Annotated in this window: 9 protein-coding genes; 2 read left to right on the top strand and 7 right to left on the bottom strand. The window is 40.1% G+C overall.

Annotated elements, in window-relative coordinates; all coding sequences use genetic code 11:
* Nucleotides 1-19 precede the first annotated feature (19 nt).
* The 3 genes from H4J46_RS14795 to H4J46_RS14785 all read right to left on the bottom strand — a co-directional run bounded on the left by H4J46_RS14795 (nucleotide 20) and on the right by H4J46_RS14785 (nucleotide 4942).
* Nucleotides 20-3175 (bottom strand): efflux RND transporter permease subunit, encoded by a 3156-nt coding sequence (locus H4J46_RS14795; RefSeq protein WP_182234209.1) that lies wholly within the window; start codon nucleotides 3173-3175, stop codon nucleotides 20-22.
* Entirely contained in the window at nucleotides 3172-4440 is a 1269-nt protein-coding gene (locus H4J46_RS14790; protein WP_182234208.1) for an efflux RND transporter periplasmic adaptor subunit, read from the bottom strand. The genes H4J46_RS14795 and H4J46_RS14790 overlap by 4 nt, the downstream gene beginning before the upstream one ends.
* A gap of 124 nt (nucleotides 4441-4564) precedes the next feature.
* The gene (locus H4J46_RS14785) at nucleotides 4565-4942 is read right to left on the bottom strand and encodes a YacL family protein (protein WP_182234207.1); all 378 of its coding nucleotides are present in this window, start codon (nucleotides 4940-4942) and stop codon (nucleotides 4565-4567) included.
* 636 nt (nucleotides 4943-5578) lie between these two features.
* Here H4J46_RS14785 and H4J46_RS14780 point away from each other — a divergent pair.
* A complete protein-coding gene (locus H4J46_RS14780; protein ID WP_182234206.1) occupies nucleotides 5579-6289 on the top strand; it encodes a hypothetical protein in 711 nt (236 codons plus the stop codon).
* Between the two features lie 297 nt (nucleotides 6290-6586).
* On the top strand, nucleotides 6587-9391 hold the full coding sequence (locus tag H4J46_RS14775) for a bifunctional aconitate hydratase 2/2-methylisocitrate dehydratase (protein ID WP_182234205.1): 2805 nt from the start codon (nucleotides 6587-6589) through the stop codon (nucleotides 9389-9391).
* Nucleotides 9392-9675: 284 nt separating this feature from the next.
* On the opposite strand, the gene H4J46_RS14770 is transcribed toward H4J46_RS14775, so the two are convergent.
* From H4J46_RS14770 to aceE, 4 genes are all read right to left on the bottom strand, one after another.
* Nucleotides 9676-10020 (bottom strand): hypothetical protein, encoded by a 345-nt coding sequence (locus H4J46_RS14770; RefSeq protein ID WP_182234204.1) that lies wholly within the window; start codon nucleotides 10018-10020, stop codon nucleotides 9676-9678.
* 216 nt (nucleotides 10021-10236) lie between these two features.
* A complete protein-coding gene (gene lpdA, locus H4J46_RS14765; protein WP_182234203.1) occupies nucleotides 10237-11667 on the bottom strand; it encodes a dihydrolipoyl dehydrogenase in 1431 nt (476 codons plus the stop codon).
* Between the two features lie 241 nt (nucleotides 11668-11908).
* Nucleotides 11909-13576, bottom strand: coding sequence for a dihydrolipoyllysine-residue acetyltransferase (gene aceF, locus H4J46_RS14760; RefSeq protein ID WP_182234202.1), 1668 nt, complete (start codon nucleotides 13574-13576; stop codon nucleotides 11909-11911).
* A 25-nt stretch (nucleotides 13577-13601) separates the two neighbouring features.
* Nucleotides 13602-16277 (bottom strand): pyruvate dehydrogenase (acetyl-transferring), homodimeric type, encoded by a 2676-nt coding sequence (gene aceE, locus H4J46_RS14755; protein WP_182234201.1) that lies wholly within the window; start codon nucleotides 16275-16277, stop codon nucleotides 13602-13604.
* Nucleotides 16278-16345: the final 68 nt, after the last annotated feature.

The following is a 16345-nucleotide window of genomic DNA, read 5'->3' as shown; positions in this document are numbered from 1 at the left end:
ACTTAGAACTAAAAAACTCTTAACTCGGCGTTGTTTCACCCCCCCTTTCTGGCCATTTTCTAAAGAGATTAGCGATATCTTCTTTAATCAAATAAAGCGCTGGGATCAAAAACAGTGTGATCACAGTCGCAAAAACAATACCAAAACCTAATGAAATCGCCATCGGTATAATAAACTGGGCTTGTAAGCTTTGTTCAAAATATAACGGGAATACACCAAAAAACGTGGTCAGTGAAGTGAGTAATATCGCCCTAAAGCGTTGAGTACCCGCTTGACTAACAATGTCGAACATTCGCATACCCGAGCCTTTCGCTTTATTGATAAAGTCGACCATGATTAAACTGTCGTTAACAACAACGCCTGTTAAAGCAATAAAGCCAAACATCGACATCATGTTGATCGTACGACCCAGCAACCAATGGCCGATAATGGCACCGATAATACCAAAAGGGATCACCGACATAATCACCAAGGGTTGGCTATATGATTTAGTTGGAATAGCGATTAAACCATAAATCAAAAACATCGCACCAATGGCGGCAAAGCCGAGTTGAGATAAAAAATCAGCTTGATCTTTACTCGCCCCTTCAACACCATATTTCACACTGGGATAGTCCGCTAAAATTTCAGGAATAAAATCCTCATTCATTTCACTGACCACTTTTCTGGATTCAACCTTATCGCTGTCAATATCAGCTGAAATGGTGATTGAACGCTTCTGGTTAATCCGCGTAATAGTGGAAAAACCTTGGCCTATTTCAATATCAGCCACTTGATAAAATGGCACTTTTTCACCTTGAGGGGTTCTAATCCACATATCTTCTAGATCAGATACCGATAAACGGCTAGCTTCAGGATAACGCACCATGACTTTCAACTCATCACGGCCACGTTGAATACGCTGTGCTTCATCCCCGTAAAATGCTTGCCTGACTTGTTTGGCTAAATTCGATAAGGTTAAGCCCAGTACTTCTGCTTCTGACTTGATACTAAGTTTAATTTCTTGGCTGCCCCGGCTAAAAGAATGTCGTACATCGTAAACACCATCATAACTATTCAGTTGCGCCTGAATAGCCTCAGCTGCCGCTTCAAGTTCAGTGTCATTTTGACCGGTTAGCTGAAATTCAATCGCGGCACCGCCACCAGCATTAGTGCCAGCAAAAAAGCGTAACTCTTTAGCGCCTGGAATTTCACCAATTTCATCACGCCAAAGTTTCTCTATTTGATAAGCGTCGAGCTCACGTTGATCGGGTTTGACTAATTCTAACAATACATTGGCAGCGGTATTACCGTTAGTGAAGATCATTTTATGCTTAATAAAACTGACGCCATTATACTTATTTTGTTTCGCGATGGTCTTAACGGCTTTCTCTACTTGTGTTATCGCTTTATTACGTTGATGCGCAGGAGAGCCGTCCACCATAATAAGATTACCTTGAATAAAGTCGCTTGGAATATTAGGGAACACTTCTAATTTAACAAACGCTCCGGTAATAAGGCTAATTGACAAGATTAAAATCGCCACAAATATTGCCATGGTGTTGTAGCGGGCAATTAAGGCCTTTTCAAGAAAAGGCTGGTAAATAGTATGAATAAAACTTTCAAGCTTTTCCTTGAAACGCATTTGAAAACGCTCAAGAAAATTTGAATTTTCAGCGCTTAATGGGACATATTTCATGTGTGCTAAATGGGCTGGCAATATCCACTTTGATTCAATCAGTGAAAATATTAAGCAAAAACTCACCACAATAGAAATAGAACGGAAAAAGGCGGCGAAAGTGGCATCAATAAACAATAACGGTGTAAATGCCGCTATGGTGGTTAGCACACCGAAAGTTGCGGGCATGGCTACGCGCATGGTACCGCGAATAATATTATCCCGAGAATGGCCATATTTCTCAATTTCGGCATAAGCACTTTCACCAATCACAATGGCGTCATCTACCACAATACCCAGTACCATGATAAAGGCGAATAAGCTCAGCATGTTAATTGATACCGACCATTCACCTAATAATGGCATCATTAACAAGGCACCAAAAAAGCTAATGGGAATGCCTAACATCACCCAAAAAGCGATTTTTATTCTTAAAAACAGCGCTAACACAATAAAGACTAAAAATGCCCCAATCAACATGTTGTCAATCATCATGTCTAAGCGCTCAGACAGATAATATGAGCTATCTCCCCAAACGGTTAATCTCGCACCTTTAGGTAATTGCTGATTTTTTTCATCAACGTAGCCTCGCACCTGGGCAGCAATCTCTAAATCATTTTGGTCACCGGTTGACTGCACCATAATGCTTGAAGTGTTTTCATCATCAAAAGTGGCAAAGTCTGCTTGCTCAACAAAGCCATCGTTAATGTTAGCAATGTCTGAAAGTACTAATCGCGTACCATCAACATCGGTACGCAACACTAAGTCGCCATACTCATGTCCTGTGTAGGCTTGGCCTTCTGTGCGCAGCAAGATATCACCACCGCGCGCCTTAATCGTGCCACCGGGCATGTCTAACGATGAACGACGCACCGCCTGAGTAATGTCGTCAAAGGTCAGTTGGTACTGTTGTAGTTTTTCTTCAGACACTTCAATACTAATTTCATAGTCACGGTTACCAACAATTTCAGCGCTGTTCACACTGGGTAATGCCATGATTTCATCACGAATATTTTGCGCCGTTACTTGTCGCGCGCGTCGCTCCATTGAGCCACTAACCGACAACCACATCACCTGACCTTTAAACTCTCGTTTAGTGACTATCGGTTTTTCAGCTTGCTCGGGGAAGGTGGTAATGGCGTCAACTTGCATTTGCACTTCATCAAGCTTTTCTGACATGGAATAGCCAGATTGCAATTCAATAGTGACAATCCCCACACCTTCTCTAGCCGTCGCTGTAATACGCTTTATACCTTCAATATCTTCTAATGCTTCTTCAACTTTTAAAATGACTGATTGTTCAACTTCTTCTGGTGCTGCACCTAAATGAGGCACCATGACCTGAATACTATTAGCGTTAAACTCAGGAAACATTTTTTTATTAATACCCTGATAAGAAAAGTAGCCTGCCACTAGAATAAACACCATCAACAGATTAGCCGCGACACTATTGTGAGCAAACCAAGCAATAATACCTGTGTGTTTTTCGTCGTTGTGGGCTTGAGTCAACTCGCTCATTCGTCGTCACCTTGCACTTTGGTAACGCTATCTGCGCTTGTAGCTTTTGATGTACCTTTAAGCTCTCCTAAGACACGTAGCACCATGCCCTCGACAGGAGCTTGCATCTGAGTGGTGACCAATCGAAAGCCGATGCCAAAGGTATCATGGCTATAAACATAAGTAGCATCGTTGCGTAATATATTAATTTCTTGAATATGCAGTCTATTGTCTTTGTCTACTAAGTAAACTCGATTGGCGCCATGTAAGGCATCACGGGGAATAGTGACAATATCTTTAACTTCTTTGCCTGAAATGTTGGCATTAACAAAGCTACCAATCCGCAACTCTTGGTGTTTACTCGATGATAAAACACTATAGGGGTCATCAATTTGAGCAATCACATAATGCACCCGACTTCGACTATCCACTTCGCCTTCATAACGCGTTAAGTTTGACGCCCAACGATGCTCAATGCCATTGACTTTAGTGTAAATATCAACACTTGAGCGACTGCTTTGCTTGGCATTAATTTTTGGTAAGTTCAAAAAGCCGACATCACGCGGCTTGATAGGTAACCTAACTTCAGCATAATCAACCGCAAATATGGTTGTTAAGGCCGAGCCCATAGAGACATATTGACCTATATCTACTTGTTTTTCTTTTACTATGGCATCATAAGGTATGATTATTTTAGTACGCGCCAGCTTGACTTCTGCACCAATAACATTGGCTTTTGCTGCTTTGATATCAGCTTTCGCTTTTTGTAATTGCGGTAAGCGTAAAGCAAGTACTGGGGCTTCAGACAAAGCTCTTCCAGTTAACAACCATTGCTCTTCTGCCTGATCTTTTTTCGCTTGCTCTTCAATCAACATCGCTTTAGCGGCATCTAATTGCGACTGTGCTTGCAATAATGCCACTTGGTAATTAATGTCATCAATACTCAATAACACTTCACCTTGAGTAAAAAAGCCACCGATATTAAACTTCTCGTTGACGAAGGTTATTTGTCCAGAAACCTCTGAAATTAGCTGAGTTTGAGTACTAGGTAAAACACTACCTTGGCTGGCAATAACAAAACCAACATCTTGTCTGGCAATATTTTTAACTTCCACCAATGGCGCTTTGATAATGACAGGTTTTTTCGCCGGTTTAGGTGACAAGACGGTAAAAATAATTAAGCCGATAACAGCGACTAAAATGATAGTGATGGGGGTTAATACGAAGCGAAGTGGGATCATGCGTCGGTTTTTTTTGGGGTTATTTTCAAGCGCAGAGTTCATCATCAATTCTCAATTAAAGCTTAATAAAGACTATGCCAAGTTAGTTGATATCTTTATTATTACTATTTTAATAAGATAGTAATAATAATAACTTAGCCTGATAAGTCAACCAGGCTATAAGCGATAACTATTTATTAAGAAACTTTGCCCAAGACAATAATATTTCCCGAAAATCTTCACGGCCACAAGATGATGAGTCATGTTGATCAAAATCAATGTCTTCTTCCATCAGATCTTCTGGTAACACTTCGACCCCATCCATACTGGCATTGGTTTGCACTGTGACATCGCCGCGATTAAAAACCACGGTATATTCACTACCAGTTATAGTGATTTCTAATTTTTTCTCTTGTTCAATGTCGGCCATGGCAGATAATAAATTTGCCAACTTTACCGAGTCAGCACCCACTTCAACCTCTAACCAGGGTCCGATAACTTCATGCTCAAGTGAAAACTTAGCCATGGCGCCACCGGTTATTGGATCGTTTATAAATTGATATTCCATACATACCTCATTTTGAAAAATCTTTGGGCAAGCCCTATTTATACCAAACGGATTATATCACTGGCTACTTAGCAAGAATAATTAAAGCCAATCTAATATTAAGACGGATAATTGTTACTTTGCGCCAGCAGCAGTACTTTAAGTTAGGCTTAAAAACACTGTAGCTATTAGCGAAGTAGTCACTATATTTTATTAATAGCTACATCTTAACTTTACGATGTTTAGCGAATTACTGTCACAGCTTAATTGTAGCAAAATCATAGTTTTTAACACGAGATTACCCACACTTGTTTACTATTTTTTATCGTCACATTAAAAATGGCCATTCAACCAGTCTCACTGAGTATAATTAGTACAGATGAGTGCTATAGATGGCTATGTCTCGTTGGTAAAGCCACCATGAGCTAAAACCTATGTTCTAGCAATGGTATTTTTCTCATCTATGGTTCAATCTGATATACACCTAGCTACTATATTAGTAACCAGTAACTCGGGTAAATTACCATTGAACTTAAATTACGTTGCAACGTCTATAAATTACCAGTTTATTTATCTCATATTTATATTGTTGTGCAAAAAGGAACTTTCACTGCCGTTTTATTATCTCTAATTGTGCATAGCCTAATACTTTTTGTTATGTTTTTAACGCCGTCGGGCAAACAAAAAATAGTAAAATCACCATTGAAGAATGCGCCAATAAAAAGCTTTATCTATTATGCGCCCAAATTAGATAAAACCGAGCTAAAGGCCATTAAAAAAAGCACTAGAAAAAAAATACTCATTGAAGACCTTCCTGCGGCCAAAAAAGACCATAAAAGTGCGAAAAAGAAACATGTATCAAAACCTAAAAATACAGAAAAACTTATTGATACAACACTCGAAAAAACCTTTAAAGATATAATAAGCAAGGTAATCGAATTACCTAAAGTGCAACCTAAAACTTCACCAACAAAGCCTTTATCAGAGCCAACAAGAAGAAAGCTAGATAGTTTCATGCAATTACAAAGGCTGCACAATCAACTTAATCAAAATTCAGTATCCAATACCAACAATCCTTATCAAAGCTATCAACCACCTTCTATCTTTAATACCAACGTAAAGACGGTACCTCATTCAATACCGTTAAAAGATGAAGAACAAACACGTAAAAAAAACACTAAAAATATCGCTGCAGGTATAACAATTACCAAGGGTGACGACGGCAGATGCTCGATAACTCAGGATTTGAGCGCCTACGGCTTAAACGAAGGCTCATCAATACAATTTTTTAGCTGTGGGGAGTCAAAATTTGATAAAAGCTTTCTCGAGCATATGAAAAAAGTCAAAGTTAAACTAGATAAAAACTAGATAAACTAAGGGTTAAGCTAGATAGATAACAAGCTAGACAATTAGACTCTCTAATGAGTAATACAATTGCTGTGCTTTTTTATTCAGCTAACAACGAATAATAACTGATAATAACGCCAACATAACCAATATAACTATATCGTCTATTAACTATAGCCGTGGTGAATAATGCTTATTTAATCTAATGATTCGTAGTCAGCATAAAATCAGGTAAACTAGGGGGTATAATTTGTCCTGCTAATAACAATGATTAACAAATGTTATTAGCAATAATATCGCTAAAGAAGAGAGAATTTAATGAGCCTGTATCTAGAATATATAGCAGAGATTGAAAATCGTAAAAACGAATTAGCACTAGCACCTAAGCCAATTGATGGTGCTGAGTTATTAGCTGAAATTATCGAACAAATTAAAGATCAAGATAATGAGCACAGAGCTGATTCACTTAATTTCTTTATCTATAATACCTTGCCAGGTACCACAAGTGCTGCGGGTGAAAAAGCCAAGTTCTTAAAAGAAATCATTCTAGGTGAGTCTGTTGTTGCTGAAATCTCAGTACCCTTTGCTTTTGAATTACTTTCTCACATGAAAGGTGGTCCTTCAGTAGAAGTGCTACTTAGTTTAGCATTTTCTGACGACTTATCAGTGGCACAACCTGCAGCAGAAGTATTAAAAACCCAAGTGTTTTTATATGAAGCAGATACGGCTCGTCTTGAAGAAGCATTTAAAGCCAATAATGCCATTGCTAAAGACATTCTTGAAAGCTATGCACAAGCTGAGTTTTTTACAAAGTTACCAGAAATAGCAGAAAAAATTGACCTAGTGACTTATATCGCTGGTGAAGGTGATATTTCAACAGATTTATTATCTCCTGGCCATCAGGCTCACTCTCGTGCTGACCGTGAATTGCACGGCCAATGCATGAGCACTCCAGAAGCTCAAGAAGAAATCAAAGCATTACAAGTTAAGTATCCTAACGCGAAAGTGATGTTAATTGCTGAAAAAGGCACTATGGGTGTTGGTTCATCTCGTATGTCGGGTGTTAACAACGTGGCACTGTTGGCAGGTAAACAAGGCAGTCCATACGTACCTTTTATTAATATTGCCCCTGTGGTTGCTGGTACTAATGGTATTTCTCCCATTTTCTTAACGACAGTAGATGTTACTGGCGGCATTGGTCTTGATCTTAAAAACTGGGTTAAGAAAGTCGATGCAAGCGGCAAAGCGGTTGTTGACGAAAATGGCGATTCTGTACTAGAACAAGCTTACTCAGTAGCGACCGGAACGGTATTAACTATCGATACTAAAGCGATGAAGCTATACAACGGCGACAAAGAGCTTGTTGATGTATCTTCAGCTTTTACACCGCAGAAAGTAGAATTTATGAAAGCAGGCGGTTCTTACGCAGTTGTCTTTGGTAAAAAACTTCAAACTTTCGCCGCTGAAACCTTAGGTATTACAGCGCCAGCAGTTTTTGCACTTGCCAAAGAAATGTCAATCGAAGGTCAAGGCTTAACGGCAGTTGAAAAAATATTCAATAGAAACTCGGTCGGTGTAACCTCTAAAAATGCCTTACATGCAGGCTCTGATGTTCGTGTTAAAGTCAATATTGTGGGTTCTCAAGACACAACAGGCCCAATGACATGCCAAGAACTAGAAGCAATGGCAGCGTCAACTATTTCTCCAATCGTAGACGGTGCTTACCAATCAGGTTGTCACACGGCGTCTGTTTGGGATAGTAAAGCAAAAGCTAATATTCCTAAGCTGATGAGCTTTATGAATGCTTTTGGCCTTATCACTGCGCGTGACCCGAAAGGTCAATACCATGCAATGACTGACGTTATTCACAAAGTGTTAAATGATATCACGGTTGATGACCGCGCCATTATCATTGGCGGTGACTCACATACGCGTATGTCAAAAGGTGTAGCCTTCGGTGCCGACTCAGGTACTGTTGCACTGGCACTTGCTACAGGTGAAGCGTCTATGCCAATCCCTGAGTCAGTAAAAGTGACTTTTAAAGGTCACATGAAAAAATACATGGATTTCCGTGACGTTGTGCATTCAACGCAAGCGCAAATGCTTAAGCAATTTGGCGACAACGTTTTCCAAGGTCGTGTTATTGAAGTGCATATTGGTACTTTATTAGCTGACCAAGCTTTTACCTTTACCGATTGGACTGCAGAAATGAAAGCAAAAGCTTCAATCTGTATTTCTCAAGATGACACCTTAATTGGTTCACTTGAATTAGCGAAAAAACGCATCCAAATCATGATCGACAAAGGTATGGAAAATGCTGCGAAAACCCTTAACGGTTTAATCGCTTTAGCTGACCAACGTATTGCCGGCATTAAGTCAGGCGAAACACCGGCATTAACACCAGATGAAAATGCTAAATACTACGCCGAAGTAGTTGTTGATTTAGACCTGATTGACGAGCCTATGATTGCCGATCCAGATGTAAATAACGACGACGTGTCTAAGCGTTACACGCATGACGTTATTCGCCCTGTTTCATTCTACAAGGATAAAACGGTTGATTTAGCTTTTGTTGGTTCTTGTATGGTCCATAAAGGTGATATGCAAATTATCGCGCAAATGTTCCGTAATATTGAAAATCAAAATGGCAAAATTGAATTCAAAGTCCCCTTAGTTATCGCACCACCAACATACAACATTGTTGACGAGCTTAAAGCGGAAGGTGATTGGGAAATACTACAGAAGTATTCTGGCTTCGAATTTGACGATGCTGTGCCTAAAAATACCGCCCGTACTAAGTATGCAAATATTATGTACTTAGAACGTCCTGGTTGTAACTTATGTATGGGTAACCAAGAGAAAGCTGAACCTGGTGATACCGTTATTGCAACGTCAACACGTTTGTTCCAAGGTCGTGTTGTAGCCGATACCACTGAGAAGAAAGGTGAGTCATTATTAGGCTCTACGCCGTTAGTTGTACTTTCGTCTATGCTGGGTCGTTTCCCTACCTTGACAGAATACAAAAGCGCTGTAGACGGTATTAACCTAACAGACTTTGCTCCACCGCTTGAAGCATTAACAACGCCAGTACCCGTTGCCGTTAACATTGCTGATCCTAGCTAGGCTCATAACTTTTAAGAGCTGAAAGCAAATAGCTAAAAAAGATTAAGCAAAAGGGCTACTTTACCATGCGATAAAGTAGCCCTTTTTTATACCTATTAGGTAATTATTACTTGCTAATATCCATATCATTAATTATCTGCTCTACTTTATAGGACGCGAGAACAACCCAATATAAGCTATTTATTTACTAACAAGTTGCTTTAATTAGTAAATAAATAACGCAGTAGCCAGTTGTTTTAATCCGGTAAAATGATCCTAAAATTAGTGAGATTGGTAACACTATATTATAAAGCAGGACATTCAATATTGGCTGATAAAGACGGCATGATCATATTAGGAAATGACAATTTATCATCAAAGCGCTCAACACCTTCTAACACTTCAATTTTAAAACCATAACTTTTGCATAGTCGTAATGATTGTCGCATAAGAAAAGTGGCTAATTTACTAAATTCTGTACTTTGTTTTGTGATGACTTGTAGGTGGTATTTACCATTTTTTAAATCGGTTTGTTTAAATTGTACTTGATGGTCAAAGTCCCACTGAGAGGCGCCGTTAGGGGTACTAGTATTGTTCGCACATGCCGTTAACAAAAGAGCTAACAATAGGCACATTGAATTTTTTATCATCTAAATCTCCTTATAAATAAAAATTAATTTTGGCACCCGCCGTTATACCTGTTCTACTTAAAATGTAGGCTGTGTACTTTAAAGTGAAAACATTATAAGTATAATTACAGATAAAGCCTATGGCTATAGCCAAAATAAAAGCACAAAAAAGCCAGCAGTGTTGCTGGCTTTTCAATTAATGAACTTAACCGTTAAGTTAAAGCTTACATTAATTAATTATTTTTTCTTTTTCACTGCTTTCGCGTTTGGTAAATCAGTGATTGAACCTTCAAAAATCTCTGCCGCTAGGCCGATTGATTCATTTAAGGTTGGGTGAGCATGAATAGTTAAACCAACATCTTCAGCATCTGCGCCCATTTCAATCGCTAAACAAATTTCGCCTAGCATTTCACCGGCGTTGATACCGACAATAGCACCACCTAAAACACGGCCAGTTTCTTTGTCGAAAATCATCTTAGTTTTACCTTCAGTACGCGCAGAAGCAATAGCACGACCAGAAGCAGCCCAAGGGAAGTTAGACACTTCAACATTTAAACCTTGCTCTTTTGCTTCACGTTCTGTTACGCCAGCCCAAGCCATTTCTGGGTCGGTATAAGCTACTGATGGAATGCAACGCGGTTCAAAAGTATGTTTCTTACCTGAAATAACTTCAGCAGCGCAATGACCTTCATGGACCGCTTTATGCGCAAGCATAGGTTGGCCAATAACATCACCAATAGCGAAAATATGAGCAACGTTAGTACGTAACTCATTAGTTACGTCGATAAAGCCACGTTCATCAACATTAACACCCGCTTTATCTGCAGCAACTAAGTGACCGTTTGGCTTACGGCCAACAGCCATTAAAATTTTGTCATAACGTACTTGTTCTTTTGGAGCATTTTTACCTTCAAAAGTAACATACAAGCCGTCATCTTTCGCATCAACGGCAACCACTTTGGTTGACAACATGATGTTGAATTTTTTACTGTTAAACTTAGTGTAAGCTTGAACAATATCTTTATCAGCAGCTGGAACTAACTGGTCAGCAAACTCTACTACTGAAACATTTGAACCTAACGCTCTATAAACTGTACCCATTTCTAGGCCAATAATGCCACCACCAAGTACTAACATTTCGCCGGGTATTTCTTTCAGCTCTAAAGCACCAGTTGAGTCGATAACACGTGGGTCTTCAGTCGGTACGAAAGGTAAATTAACCACTGATGAACCGGCGGCAATAATCGCATTATCAAAAGTGATCGTCGTTTTACCATCAGCGCCTTCTACTTCAACGGTTTTATCTGAAGTAAATTTACCATAACCAAATACCGTTTTAACTTTACGTGCTTTAGCCATACCACCTAAACCACCGGTTAATTGACCAACAACACTTTCTTTCCAGCCACGAATTTTGTCTAAATCAATTTTAGGTGCACCAAAAGTAACGCCATGAGATGCCATTGCTGCTGCATCATCAATAACTTTAGCTACGTGTAAAAGTGCTTTTGATGGGATACAACCCACATTCAAACACACGCCACCAAGCGTTTCACGGTTTTCAACTATCACTACGTCTAAACCTAAATCTGCTGCACGAAATGCTGCTGAATAGCCGCCAGGACCTGCACCTAAAACTACTACTTGAGTTTTAATCTCGTTACTCATGCTAACCTCAAAAATTGTTGTGTTTATTGCTGGTGTTGCCAGCCTATATTCGTCGAGTTTTTATTAACAGTATTAGCCATCAATATTTTCAACATATCACTCTATTGTACTTGTTTGCGATCTTACTTAAAGCGCACAAAGATCGCCATCTTTAAATCAGTAAATATTAGCAAAAAGTGGCTAAAGTGAAAATTAATTACTTTAGCCACTTCATCTTATCCCACTGACTTATTCAGGCAACTTATAAAATAAGTTTTCTGATGTCACTCATTACGCCCGCTAGGTGTACAGTAAACCGCGCCGCTAACGCGCCGTCAATTACACGATGGTCGTAAGACATAGACAAGGGCAGCATTAACTTAGGCTCAAAGTCTTTACCATTCCACTTAGGTTTCATTTCTGATTTAGAAACACCTAAAATCGCTACTTCTGGCGCGTTAACAATTGGCGTAAATGCTGTACCACCAATTCCGCCAAGGCTTGAAATAGTAAAACAACCGCCCTGCATATCATTTGCTTTTAGCTTGCCGTCACGTGCTTTCATGCTGATTTCAAGTAACTCACGTGACAACTGGTGAATACCTTTCTGATCAACGTCACGTACAACGGGTACAACCAAGCCATTAGGTGTATCAACTGCCACACCAATGTGAATATACTTTTTAAGGATCAAACTTTCACCATCAGCACTCAAACTAGAGTTAAATACCGGGAAAGTACGCAATGCATCTGCCGCCGCTTTTAAAATAAACACCAGTGGCGTAATTTTAAAACCCAGCTTTTGCTTTTCACAAATAACATTTTGCTCTTTGCGGAACGCTTCAACATTCGTGATATCGGCTTCATCAAATTGGGTCACATGTGGAATAGTGACCCAGTTACGATGTAAAAATGGTCCAGATATTTTCTGAATACGTGTTAGTGCTTTCGTTTCAACTTCACCAAACTTCGAGAAATCAATTTGTTTCGCGCTAACAACTTGTAAACCACCTTCTCCAGCCGCGACTGAGCTACCCGCATTTGCTTTTGGACGAGACAATTCATACTTAACATATGACTGCACATCTTCTTTTAAAATACGGTTTTTACGGCCAGTACCTTTAACTAATGATAAATCGACACCAAATTCACGCCCTAAACGACGAATTGAAGGTGAAGTATAAATAGCACCCGCATTGGTTAGACCCACTTGTGGATGATGCGGCACTGGCGCTGGCTTTTTAGCCACCGGTGCTGCTACAGGTGCAGCCACTGGAGCTGCTACTGGCTCTGCTACAGGCTCATCAACGTCAACAGGTGCTCCCGATGCACCCGATGACGTTTCAAGTTTAATAACAATAGAGCCTTGCTTAACTTTATCACCGGTATTAATGAAGATTTCTTTTACCGTCCCGGCATGCGGTGACGGTACATCCATAGTCGCTTTATCAGTTTCTAAGGTGATCAAGCCATCTTCAGCTTCAATAACATCACCAACAGCCACCAAGACTTCAATAACGTCAACTTCACCATCTTCACCAATATCAGGTACTAGGATGTCAATCACTTCACTACTGGCAGACGCAACAGGCGTTTTTTCTGGTGTTGGTTCGGCTGCAGGTGCTGCTGCTTTTACTGCTTTAACTTCTGGTTCAGCTGCAACTTCTGCTGGCGCTGCAGTCGATTCTGCTGCAGTACCTTTCATCTCGCCAATAACATCGCCTTCTTTGATCTTATCGCCAACTTTAACTGAGAGGGCAACAAGCTCACCAGCAAACGGAGCTGGAATATCCATTGAGGCTTTATCTGTTTCAACCGTAATAATACCTTCGTCAGCCTCTAAACTATCGCCAACCGCAAAGCATATTTCGATAACTTCTACTTCATCGCCACCGACATCTGGGACTAGAATTTTTTCAATATCAGACATTTGTTAATTCCTTATCTAGTCTTAATTACGCGTAAAGCGGATTAAGTTTGTCAGCGTTAATATTAAAGCGTTTAATCGCTTCACTCACCACGGCGTGTTTAATATCACCACGGTTAGCCAGTTCATAAAGCGCAGCAACAACAATGTAGTTTTGATCCACTTCAAAATGTTGGCGCAAGTTAGCACGGCTGTCACTACGACCAAAACCGTCGGTACCTAGAACACGATACTCAGTATTGATATAAGCGCGGACTTGATCAGAATAGTTTTTAACATAATCTGTTGCAGCAATTGCTGGGCCTTTATCGCTAGTAATCACCTTAGAAATATAAGCTGTTTGTTGCTTACTTTCTGGGTGTAGCATATTCCAGCGCGTTACTTCTTGGCCTTCACGGGCTAATTCATTAAACGAAGTCACTGAATAAACGTCACTTGACACACCATAGTCTGCTGACAAAATTTGTGCGGCTTGACGCACTTTTTGTAAAATAGTACCTGAGCCCATCAATTGCACATTCGCTTTAGCTTTTTTAGCTTCAACGCGTTCAAGTTGGTAAATACCTTTAATGATTTCATCTTCAACCGTCTTGTTTTCTGGCATAGCCGGATGTTGATAGTTTTCATTCATCAGTGTTAAGTAGAAGAAAATATTTTCATTTTCTTCATACATACGACGTAAGCCTTCACGCACAATAACGGCAATTTCGTAACCGTAAGTTGGGTCGTAAGTCACACAGTTAGGAATTAAACCCGCTTGCACGTGTGAATGACCGTCTTGATGTTGTAAACCTTCGCCATTAAGCGTAGTTCTACCGGCAGTAGCACCTAATAAGAAACCACGCGTTTGGCTATCAGCTGCAGCCCATGCTAAGTCACCAACACGTTGGAAACCAAACATTGAGTAGTAAATGTAGAATGGAATAGTGGTCGCGTTACACGTTGAATAAGAAGTACCTGAAGCAACCCAAGACGCCATAGCACCTAGCTCGTTAATCCCTTCTTGTAACACTTGGCCTTTCTTGTCTTCACGGTAATAAGCGACTTGGTCAGCATCTTGTGGCACATATTTTTGACCTTCACTAGCATAAATACCCACTTGGCGGAATAAACCTTCCATACCAAAAGTACGCGCTTCGTCAGGAATAATAGGCACAATACGCTTACCGATTTTCTTGTCTTTTAATAAGCTGTTAAGTACCCGAACAAAAGTCATGGTTGAAGATACTTCACGTTCACCTGAGCCTTTTAAAATCGGCTCAAATATTTTTAATGCGGGAATATCAAGTGACTCTTCAGCTTGCTGACGACGTGCAGGTAATGAACCGCCTAAGGCTTCACGGCGTGCTTTCATGTACTGAAATTCTTCACTTTCTTCTGGGAACTTGAAGAAAGGTAAATCAGCAATATTTTCATCACTAACTGGAATATTGAAACGATTACGGTAATGCTTAAGCGAATCAACGTCCATTTTCTTCACGTTATGAGCAATATTTAAGGCTTCACCTGAAGCACCTAAACCAAAACCTTTCACCGTTTTAGCTAAAATAACAGTTGGGCGACCTTTAGTGTTTAGGGCTTTTTTATAAGCCGCATAAACTTTCACTGGATCATGACCACCGCGGTTTAAACGGTAAATATCTTCATCTGACATATTCGCCACTAGTGCAGCAGTTTCAGGGTACTTATTGAAGAAGTTTTCGCGGGTGTATTTACCCCCTTTGGCCTTACAGTTTTGGTATTCACCGTCAACAGTTTCACTCATTAACTGTAATAATTTACCTGAAGTGTCACGGGCAATTAACGCATCCCAGTAAGAACCCCAAATAACTTTTACCACTTCCCAGCCTGCGCCGCGAAATGTGCCTTCAAGCTCTTGAATAATTTTACCGTTACCACGAACAGGGCCATCTAAGCGCTGTAAGTTACAGTTAATAATAAAAGTTAAATTATCTAAACCTTCACGTGTCGCTAAACCGATAGCTCCTAGTGATTCAGGCTCATCTGTTTCGCCGTCACCTAGGAAACAATAAACGCGTTGGCCTGAACAGTCTTTAATACCGCGGTCAGTTAAATATTTAAGAAAGCGTGCGGTATAAATAGCTTGTAGTGGACCTAAGCCCATTGAAACCGTCGGAAACTGCCAAAAGTCTGGCATTAAATGCGGATGAGGATATGACGATAACCCTTTGCCATCACACTCTTGACGGAAATTATTCATTTGCTCTTCAGTTAGTCGTCCTTCCATAAAAGCACGAGCATAAATACCTGGAGAGATATGACCTTGGGCAAAAATAAAGTCGCCACCATCTTTTTCAGAAGCGGCTTTAAAGAAATGGTTAAAGCCAACATCATATAACATCGCAGAAGACGCAAAGCTGCCAATATGGCCACCCAGGTCTAAATCTTTTTTAGAAGCACGTAATACCAAGACTAACGCATTCCAACGAATAGCGGCACGAATACGTGACTCTATGGTTTGATCAGCCGGCATATGCGGCTCTAACCCTGGAGAAATGGTGTTTACATAAGCCGTTGTGGCGTCAAACGGTAAATGTGTACCGCTACGACGTGCTCTATCGATTAACTTTTCAAGTAGAAAATGAGCGCGTTCCGGCCCTTCATTTTCTAACACAGACTCCATTGATTCTAACCATTCTTGGGTTTCCATTGAATCAATATCTAGATTTGGGAGCTCAGACATAATTACTTAGTCTCCAGTTGTTGTTTGTTAAGTAAATTTAGTGGTTTAAAGATAGCTGTTATTAAACA

This window comes from Colwellia sp. MB02u-6 (assembly GCF_014077095.1).
Lineage (GTDB): Bacteria > Pseudomonadota > Gammaproteobacteria > Enterobacterales > Alteromonadaceae > Cognaticolwellia.
The sequence above is the reverse complement of the archived record's forward strand: the minus strand, read 5'-3'. Positions and strand labels throughout refer to the sequence as shown.

What these genes read in the sequence shown, in the direction of transcription:
- H4J46_RS14795 (WP_182234209.1), bottom strand. Translation starts at nt 3,175, where the DNA reads ATGAGCGAGTTGACTCAAGCCCACAACGACGAAAAACACACAGGTATT.
- H4J46_RS14790 (WP_182234208.1), bottom strand. Translation starts at nt 4,440, where the DNA reads ATGATGAACTCTGCGCTTGAAAATAACCCCAAAAAAAACCGACGCATG.
- H4J46_RS14785 (WP_182234207.1), bottom strand. Translation starts at nt 4,942, where the DNA reads ATGGAATATCAATTTATAAACGATCCAATAACCGGTGGCGCCATGGCT.
- H4J46_RS14780 (WP_182234206.1), top strand. Translation starts at nt 5,579, where the DNA reads ATGTTTTTAACGCCGTCGGGCAAACAAAAAATAGTAAAATCACCATTG.
- H4J46_RS14775 (WP_182234205.1), top strand. Translation starts at nt 6,587, where the DNA reads ATGAGCCTGTATCTAGAATATATAGCAGAGATTGAAAATCGTAAAAAC.
- H4J46_RS14770 (WP_182234204.1), bottom strand. Translation starts at nt 10,020, where the DNA reads ATGATAAAAAATTCAATGTGCCTATTGTTAGCTCTTTTGTTAACGGCA.
- lpdA (WP_182234203.1), bottom strand. Translation starts at nt 11,667, where the DNA reads ATGAGTAACGAGATTAAAACTCAAGTAGTAGTTTTAGGTGCAGGTCCT.
- aceF (WP_182234202.1), bottom strand. Translation starts at nt 13,576, where the DNA reads ATGTCTGATATTGAAAAAATTCTAGTCCCAGATGTCGGTGGCGATGAA.
- aceE (WP_182234201.1), bottom strand. Translation starts at nt 16,277, where the DNA reads ATGTCTGAGCTCCCAAATCTAGATATTGATTCAATGGAAACCCAAGAA.